Origin of the sequence: Methanofollis sp. (assembly GCF_028702905.1) — an archaeon.
Classification (GTDB): domain Archaea; phylum Halobacteriota; class Methanomicrobia; order Methanomicrobiales; family Methanofollaceae; genus Methanofollis.
In genome coordinates this window covers 1-8,161 of the sequence record NZ_JAQVNX010000094.1, presented here as the reverse complement: position 1 = coordinate 8,161, position 8,161 = coordinate 1, and the positions used below count along the sequence as shown (strand labels likewise).

Sequence of the window (8,161 nt, the reverse complement as noted above, 5' to 3'; positions counted from 1 at the left end):
GTGGTGTACACGGTGGCGGCGGGGGCGGCCTTTATCCTGGGGAGCATCTTTATCGGGAAGCGCCTCCTGCCGTACATTCTGGTCAGGGCGCGGCAGAGCAGGACGCACGAGATGCCGTACTCGGCGGCGATCGCCGTCGCCCTGCTGATGGGCTGGCTCTCCAACCTCGCCGGTCTTCACTATGCGATCGGGGCATTCTTCGCGGGCCTGCTCCTCGGCGACCAGATCAGGAACGACAGGGAACTCTTCGACGGCCTTGCCGATTTCGCGTTCGGATTTTTCGTGACGATCTTTTTTGCGTCCGTCGGCCTGCTCTTCGAGGCGGGCCCGGAGATCGTCCTCTCCCCCCTTGTCCTGCCCCTCGTCGCCGTCGCCTTTGCAGGCAAGATCCTCGGTGGCTACCTCGGCGCCCTCCCCTTTATGGCAAGCCGGGCCGAGGCCCTGATCGTCGGCATCGGCCTCTGCCCGCGGGGGGAGATCACCCTGGTGGTGGCGAAGGTCGCCCTCCTCGGCGGCCTGATCACGCGCCCCCTCTTCTCGGCCTTCATGGTGACGGTCATCGTCACGGTCGTCGTCACCCCGGCCCTGATGGCAGCCGCATACCGGCGGTGGCTCCCTACAGGTGGCCGGCCACCCTGAGGTGGGCAACGATCATGCAGACCTCGAGTCTGCCGACGGCGACGCCGTCCCTGTCGACGACGATGAGGACAGGGTAGCGGTAGCGTTCCATCGCCTCCATCGCCTCCCTGAGGGTGGCCGCGGCAGGGACGGTGATGTGGCTCCGCGTCATGATGTCGGCGGCCACCGTGGCGTCGCGCCTGAGGAGGCACTCCAGGCACGCGGTCTTTTTCCGGCTCCGCACCCCGACGACCGGCCCGACGGCGGCGAGGAGGTCGAGGGCGGTGATGAACCCGAGGAAGCGGTTGTCCTCCCCGGCGACGACGAGGTCGGTGCAGCCCGGTGCGGCGAAGCGCTCGAAGACCTCGGGCAGGGGGGTGTCGGGGCCGATGGTGGTGACGACCTCTGCCATGACCGCGGTGACAGGGATGTCGGTGGGCTGCATGGGATGGTGGTGTGTGGGGGTGGAGGGGTATAGAGGTTTTGGGGGGGTATTTTCAAACAGGCAGGATGAAAGAGGTGATGAGAATGTATCGATATCTCATCGTTATCGAAAAGACGGAAGGGAACTATTCGGCATATTCTCCCGACCTGCCGGGGTGCGTGGCGACAGGGAAGACGCGGGAGGAGGCGGAGGAGAAGATGCAGGTCGTCATCGAGACGCATGTCAGGGGACTATCGAAGACGGCCTCCCGGTGCCCGAGCCGCAGTCGTTCGCGTCCTATGTGACTGTGCAATAAGGTGCATGCAAGACCATCTCAGAATCTCTTTCAAAATCCGAAGCAGGCAGACGGCCTCCTCACTCCCGACGAGAGTATGGTTCCCGTTCAGTGCCCACACTGCAAAACCATTGTCGGGCCGACCACCCGGCATTGTCCCGACGACTGCGGCGCCATCTCGCCGACGACACCGAGGTGACCCGGGCACGGTCGGACGCCGGATATGGTGAGGTAGAGGATCAGGAAAAGACGAGGCGGCAGTAACCAGGTCGGACGTCACAGAGAGGCAGATAAAAAGGGATCAGGCGAGGTTTAACAGATATACAACACCCGTCCCGACAAGTATTGCAACGCTGTAACTTAGCAGCGTCCCGGTGAGAATGTATTCGCTAATGTCTCTTTTATCAGTATACCGGAATATCGCCTTTGCACCCACTAAAAATCCTATGGCAACATATTGATCCACGAGAATGAAAGAGAGTATCAAAAAACGTTCGAGATAACCGATATATGTCCCTGCATTTTTTAACCCGTCATCCTCGGTTCCTTTTTTCTCTTTGTTCGCCTTTAATTCAATATAACCCATGAGTTTCCCGATAAAGACGCCCCCCGGCCAGAGGACAATGAGATACCCAAGAAGGATGACGATCACGTTGTAGATCGTGACATCATCAAAATACAGATTCGACGGTGCCGGGTTGAGGCCACAGATACACCACCAGATCAGTATCAACACCAAAATATGGAGCGCCTGGTCTACGAAAAAAAGACGGACATCCTTGTATGTCGCGGAATTCCCGTCTGTATCGTTCAAATATGCCTTAAAACCATCAATAATGAGATGAGTGAGGCAGACGATGATAAAGACCCCTATCGCCAGAGTCCAACCACAAAAATAAAGAGTCGGTACAAAAGCGAGGACGCCGGCAAGGGCGCCGTGCAGATATAGACAAGACGAGTGCCATTTATTTTTGGTTTTATCCGCAACCCAGCGATCTGGTTGAAGAACAAAATCAACCAGGAGATTAGAAATAACCAATGAAAAGAAAAAGGCTAAACTCATCTTTGTCAGGGGATCCATCCGCTATCGGGAACAGATGTGCGGCAGCGCATAATAAACGTTCTGGAATTGCCGGATACCTCGATTTTTATCCTCAAACAAATAGCAGTGGATCAGCACTCTGAAATCATACACAGAATTTTTTTAAAGAGTTATTAAGTATGGAGTTCATATAACACAATTATTAGTTATAGAATTCATATATTGCAATTATCAATTGTGGAGTTCATAATTGACAAACTATAAGTAAAGAGATCTGACATATGACATGTGCGGGAGTTGACGGGTTTATATGGCCGATGGGTGGATCTACGGGGTTTTAACAGGCGATATAATCAAATCAACAAAATTAAAGGATAAATATGGCGACGAGTTGATCGCGTTTATTAGAAATACTCTCGAAGACGCAGGAAAAAACAATATAAAGCCATATTCAATTTTCAGAGGGGATTCATTCCAGGGCATAACACGAAATCCGGAAAACGCTCTTGAAGATGCAATTCTCATACGACTTGCCCTCATTTCGAGCAAATATTCCGGGAATCTCAGGCAGGACCACCTCGATGCAAGGGTGGCAGCAGGCATCGGCACCGTCGACTACCTCCCTGAAGACAGGCCAGTCAGTGAAGGGGACGGGGAGGCATTCAGAAACTCCGGCCCCGAACTGGACAGGATGAAGAACGACAGAAAAAAACTGGTCGTGAAAACTCCATGGGCCGGTATCAATGAAGAGTTCGAGATCTACTGTGCCTTTCTCGATCGCTCTTTCGATTCTATTACACCCAAGCAGGCAGAGGCACTGATCTATCTCTTCAAAGGATTGTCACAGCAAGAGATTGCCGAGAAATCAGGAGTATCACAATCCGCAATCTCGCATCGGATCAAAAAGACCGATTACGACATCATAAAGAAGATCATAGCCAGATATCAACGCAAGATCCGGGAAGCATTGAATTTAGAATCAAATTCCAGAGATCTAAAAATAAAAATCGATAACCTTGCTTGAGAGGTCATCCCAAAACTCTCATCCACTCCCCCAATCTCTGCATACGGGACTCGGGAGAAAATTTCATGATCGGGTCGATGTCTTTCAGAATTCCATAAAGAATAGTGCGAAACCACCGCCTTCCCCCAACTCTCTGCCGGGGGACTGAAGCCCCCGGACCCCCGAAACAGGATAGGGTCAGGGAAGAGAGAACAGAGATCCTGATGAAGGAGATTGCCCTCCACCCCCTATCGCAATGATGGGGGGTGCGAGCGCCAGCGAGCATGAGAACACAGGAGATCGGAGATCTCCTGAGCAGGCACATCTGTGATGTGCCATGAGCCGAAGGCTTTCGAGACCGGGGGGAGGTGAGCGATAGCGACCTTGAGTAAATCTCTGATTTTCGAGTGGCGAGCGTCAGCAAGTCAAGAAGACCATGGGTCTTCGCTGAAATCCCCCGGAACAGACGCCAGAACAGGATTTTTCAGAACCGAATGGGAGTCATTTCATCGGCGTGACTGAGGGTTCGGATCAGTTTTGGGATAAACTCTGAATTTAGAACAGAGTGTTCAATACCCCCGCCCGGATTCGAACCGGGGTCGCCGGATCCAAAGTCCTGCATGATTGACCACTACACTACGGGGGTGAACGGTCGGTACCTGTTGGTTTTCCAGATATATCATTCTGTTTTTTGATCCGCACCCTCAACCCTGTCGGGATGGCTGTAGATGTTCAACTTTCCCCCCCGCGCGAACCCCACCACCGTGAGCCCGGTCTTCTCCGCCGTCTCCACCGCGAGGGAGGTCGTCGCACCGCGGGAGACGATCAGGGGGATGTTCGCGACGAGACACTTGCGGACCATCTCCGAGGAGATGCGGCCCGACGAGACGACATAGGTCAGGGAGAAGTCGACGCCGTTCCGGAGGCCGTAACCGATCACCCGGTCGAGGGCATTGTGCCTGCCGATATCCTCCGCGACCGCGATCACCTTCTCGCGGTCGAGCAGGGCGACGATGTGGACGCCGCCGGTCGCCGTGTGGAGCTCCGAGGTGAGGACCGACTGCACGGCCCCGAGGATCTCGGCGGGCGTGACCGTGAGGTCGGAGCGGACCTTCGGGAGTTTCTCCGTGTCGATATACGAGACGCTCCCCCCGCAGCCCGAAAGGATCGTCTTCTTTGTCCCGATGGACTTGAACGGGTTCGTCGTCAGGACGCTCACCCTGTTCTTCTCGACCTTGATCGACTCGATCTCCTCGGGCCCCTTTATGATCTCTTCGGTGAAGAGATAGCCGACGACAAAATCCTCGAAGTTGCCCGGGCTCATCATCGCAGTCATCGCATGCCTCCCGTTGACGAAGAGGGCCACAGGAAGTTCTTCCACGACGTCGTGAGCGATCGTCTCGAATCCTTCGCCGTCAAAACGGATGCAGGGTATTTTTCTGAACATACACTCTTCCTCTGTCGATCCGGGAGATCATTCCGGGCGGTCGACCTGTGTTTCGCCGTGTCGCCCCCCCGGGCAGGCGTCAGAGAGGAGGACACGATCCGATATACAGGTTCCTGCCATGCCGATATCTATGTTCGGTAGACAGGTTCCGGAGAATCGCCCATGAAACAAAGTTTCAGACAGTACACCGGGAAACACCCGCGGCCGAAAGGCAGGAAAACAATCTATACATAGGAGGCATGCAGATAGTACGGCGCGACATTCACAATTGTGAATACACCGCAGGGATACACCCGGGGCAGACCACTCATGAGTAACAAAGAAATGTATATGGGGCGCGAACCGCCGGTAAAAAAGGTCCTCTTCTGGTGCGACCGCTGCAATGTCCCCCTGATCGGACAGAAGTGCGGGTGCGGGGCCGAAGGGAAAAAAATCTCTCTCCTCCAGCCCTATGAGGTGCGCCCCGCGCTGAAAGGGGACATGGACCTCATCACCAGGCTCGTGCACGAACAGTTCGGCACCGTCCCCCTTCCCCGGATCATGCTCCTGAACAAGACCGGCGGGGTCGACCGCGCCGACCTCGTCATCGCGCATGGCGGGCGCTTCGGCTGGCTCACCTTCGACCCCGTGAACCGGCGGTTCAATTTTGACATCGCCCCCGAGGCACTCCCGTACATCCTCGACCATGCAAGCAAAGGGATCGTCGACCTCGATAGCGTCGCGGCTCCCGGCGAAGTCAGGGGACGGATCGGCGGCAAGAAGTTCACCCTCACCGCCAATGTCCCCGAAGGGACGGTGATCGTGAAGTACAGGAACAGGTACGGCACCGGCACCGTGAAAGAGGGACAGATCAGGGTGAAGGAAGTCGTGACGGTGGAGACACGCAGGCCTGCAAACCCCGACTGGAACGTCGCGATCAGGAAGAACCAGACCCAGCTCAAGAACCTCGAACAGGAAGCCATCCGCACCATCCGCAGGCACATGAACGACCGCCCGACAGCGAACGTCTCGTTCTCCGGCGGCAAGGACAGCACGGCGGTCCTCCACCTCGCACGCAAGGCAGGGATCGAGAAGGCGTTCTTCATCGACACCGGCATCGAGATCAGGGAGACCCTCGACTTTGTCGCCTCCCGACCCGGCGTCGAGATCATCGAGAAGGGCGGCGACTTCTGGCAGGCGGTGGAGAAGGCCGGGCCACCCGGCAAGGACAACCGCTGGTGCTGCAAACTCCTGAAACTCCAGCCTCTCAAACTCTACCTCGCCGGGGTCGGCCCCTGCGTCACCGTGCAGGGCAACCGCTGGTACGAGTCCTGGAACCGTGCGAGCCTTGAAGAAACGAGCCAGAACCCGGCAAACCCCCTGCAGTTGAACGTCTCCCCGATCCGGACCTGGCGGGCGCTCGAAGTCTTCCTCTACCTCTGGTGGCAGAAGGTGGAGATCAACCCCCTCTATGATATGGGGCTCGAACGCATCGGGTGCTTCCTCTGCCCCTCGATGCTGGAGAGCGAATACGAGTTGCTGAGGGAGACGCACCCGGACATGGTTGCGCGCTGGGACGCCTTCCTCGAAAAATGGGCCGAAAGAAAGGGGCTTCCCGACGAGTACTGCCGGTGGGGACTCTGGCGGTGGCGCGCCCTGCCCCCGAAGATGCGGGAGGTCTGCAGGAACAGGGGGATCGCCTTCAACGACGACTACAGTGTGCGTGCAACAAAAGAGAAGGTCGTGCGGCCTGCCGAAGCCGTCCGGGGAGAAGCAGCGCCCGGCCCCGAGATCGAAGAGGAGGGCTTCCCGGTGGAGAGGATCCGCCGGGACTTCCCGATCCTGGGGGACATCGTGTACCTCGACAACGCGGCGACAAGTTTCTCGCCCGAGGCAGTGGTCGAGGCGATGGTCGAGTTCGAGCACAGGTACCGCGCCAATGTCGGCCGGGGCGTGCACCGTCTCACCCAGATCGCCTCGCAGCGTTACTGGCACGCCCACGAGAAGGTGGCCGCCTTCATCGGTGGGAAGGACGGCGTCACCGTCTTCACGAAGAACACCACCGAGGCGGTCAACATGGTGGCGCAGGGCCTCTCATGGAAGCCCGGCGACCGCGTCGTCACGACAATCCTGGAACACCACTCCAACCTCCTGCCCTGGACGCACCTGAAAAAGCAGGGCGTCGAGGTCGTGGTCATACCGATCAAACCCGACGCCTCCCTCGACCTCGACGCCTTCAGGGAGGCGGTCGAGGCCGCGCCTCCGCGCCTCGTCGCCGTCACCCATGCCTCGAATGTCCTCGGCACGGTCACACCGGTGGAGGAGATCGCCCGGATCTGCCATGAGCACGGCTCTCTCCTCCTGGTGGACGGGGCGCAGAGCGTCCCACACATGCCGGTCGACGTTGCCCGTATCGGCTGCGACTTCTTCTGCTTCTCGGGCCACAAGATGCTCGGGCCGACCGGGACCGGCGTCCTCTGGATGAAGGAGCCCATCCTCGAACCGACGGTCTTCGGCGGCGGCATGGTCGAGGCGGTCACCGCCGACGGTTTCACCCCGGCGGCAGGCTACCAGCAGTACGAGGCCGGGACGCCGAATATCGGCGGCGGCATCGGGCTCGGCGCGGCGGTCGGGTACCTGGAAAAGATCGGGATGGAGGAGGTCAGGCAATACGAGGAGGAACTCACCACCCGCCTCATCGACGGGCTGAAGGGCATCGAAGGTGTGCACGTCTACGCGGCCGAAGACCCGGCGGCCCGCATCGGGGTGGTCTCCTTCACCATCGACGGCCTGCACCCGCACGAGGTCGCGCAGCAGCTCGACGAGGGCGCGGAGATCATGGTGCGGTCGGGGCACCACTGCTGCATGCCCCTCATGGAGCACCTCGGCCTCCCCGAGGGGACGGTGCGGGCGAGCCTCGCCCTGTACACCACCAGGAAGGAGGTGGACCTCCTCGTCGCAAGCGTGGCGGAGATCTGCCGCGGCCTCTGAATAATATTCTTTTTTGGCGGAGCAGAGAAAAACCTCATATGAGGGGTGAGGATCCGCTTTTCTTCCCGGTAGTTCCAAGGAGCTATTTCGAAGATTGCCATACGCCTCCCTATCCTAAGTGCGGGGGGTCTGGGGGGCGGCAGCCCCCCGGAAGAGACACCGATACACAGGCACCTCAGACAGGAGTATTACAGAAGCACTTTTTCTCTACCCTCAGGACTTCCCATACCCCCCAGGACAGAGGTATCTTCTCCCCCGCGGACAGAAGCGGTGCCGTGCAGATCGCGATCCTCGGGGCTGAGTCGCTCGGCGCACGGTCGATGGCGACGGTCATCCGGACCGCCGACCGGACGGTGCTCATC

General features: G+C 58.2%; 8 protein-coding genes and 1 tRNA gene. 4 read left to right on the top strand and 5 right to left on the bottom strand.

What is annotated here, in order from left to right; genetic code table 11:
- Positions 1-639 (top strand): cation:proton antiporter (locus PHP59_RS10105; protein ID WP_300166588.1); only part of this gene is annotated, 639 nt, incomplete at its 5' end.
- Here PHP59_RS10105 and PHP59_RS10100 read toward each other — a convergent pair.
- On the bottom strand, positions 617-1,063 hold the full coding sequence (locus PHP59_RS10100; RefSeq protein WP_300166586.1) for a CBS domain-containing protein: 447 nt from the start codon (positions 1,061-1,063) through the stop codon (positions 617-619). The two genes, PHP59_RS10105 and PHP59_RS10100, sit on opposite strands and share 23 nt — an antisense overlap.
- 83 nt (positions 1,064-1,146) lie before the next feature.
- On the opposite strand from PHP59_RS10100, the gene PHP59_RS10095 reads away from it, so the two are divergent.
- Positions 1,147-1,347 (top strand): type II toxin-antitoxin system HicB family antitoxin, encoded by a 201-nt coding sequence (locus PHP59_RS10095; RefSeq protein ID WP_366943749.1) that lies wholly within the window; start codon positions 1,147-1,149, stop codon positions 1,345-1,347.
- Positions 1,348-1,638: 291 nt separating this feature from the next.
- Here the strand turns inward: PHP59_RS10095 and PHP59_RS10090 are convergent, their stop codons facing one another.
- Complete coding sequence (locus PHP59_RS10090) at positions 1,639-2,418, bottom strand: DUF3307 domain-containing protein (RefSeq protein WP_300166584.1); 780 nt, start codon at positions 2,416-2,418, stop codon at positions 1,639-1,641.
- A gap of 271 nt (positions 2,419-2,689) precedes the next feature.
- On the opposite strand from PHP59_RS10090, the gene PHP59_RS10085 reads away from it, so the two are divergent.
- Positions 2,690-3,403, top strand: a complete 714-nt coding sequence (locus PHP59_RS10085) for a helix-turn-helix domain-containing protein (RefSeq protein ID WP_300166583.1) — start codon at positions 2,690-2,692, stop codon at positions 3,401-3,403.
- 552 nt (positions 3,404-3,955) lie between these two features.
- On the opposite strand, the gene PHP59_RS10080 is transcribed toward PHP59_RS10085, so the two are convergent.
- Together PHP59_RS10080 and fdhD are read right to left on the bottom strand one after the other, a co-directional pair.
- Positions 3,956-4,028, bottom strand: a tRNA-Gln gene (locus PHP59_RS10080).
- Between the two features lie 33 nt (positions 4,029-4,061).
- Complete coding sequence (fdhD, locus tag PHP59_RS10075; RefSeq protein ID WP_300166581.1) at positions 4,062-4,829, bottom strand: formate dehydrogenase accessory sulfurtransferase FdhD; 768 nt, start codon at positions 4,827-4,829, stop codon at positions 4,062-4,064.
- A gap of 309 nt (positions 4,830-5,138) precedes the next feature.
- Between fdhD and PHP59_RS10070 the strand changes: the two genes are divergently transcribed.
- Complete coding sequence (locus tag PHP59_RS10070) at positions 5,139-7,799, top strand: aminotransferase class V-fold PLP-dependent enzyme (protein WP_300166579.1); 2,661 nt, start codon at positions 5,139-5,141, stop codon at positions 7,797-7,799.
- Positions 7,800-7,974: 175 nt separating this feature from the next.
- Here the strand turns inward: PHP59_RS10070 and PHP59_RS10065 are convergent.
- On the bottom strand, positions 7,975-8,161 hold a 187-nt coding region (locus PHP59_RS10065), incomplete at its 5' end, for a hypothetical protein (protein ID WP_300166577.1).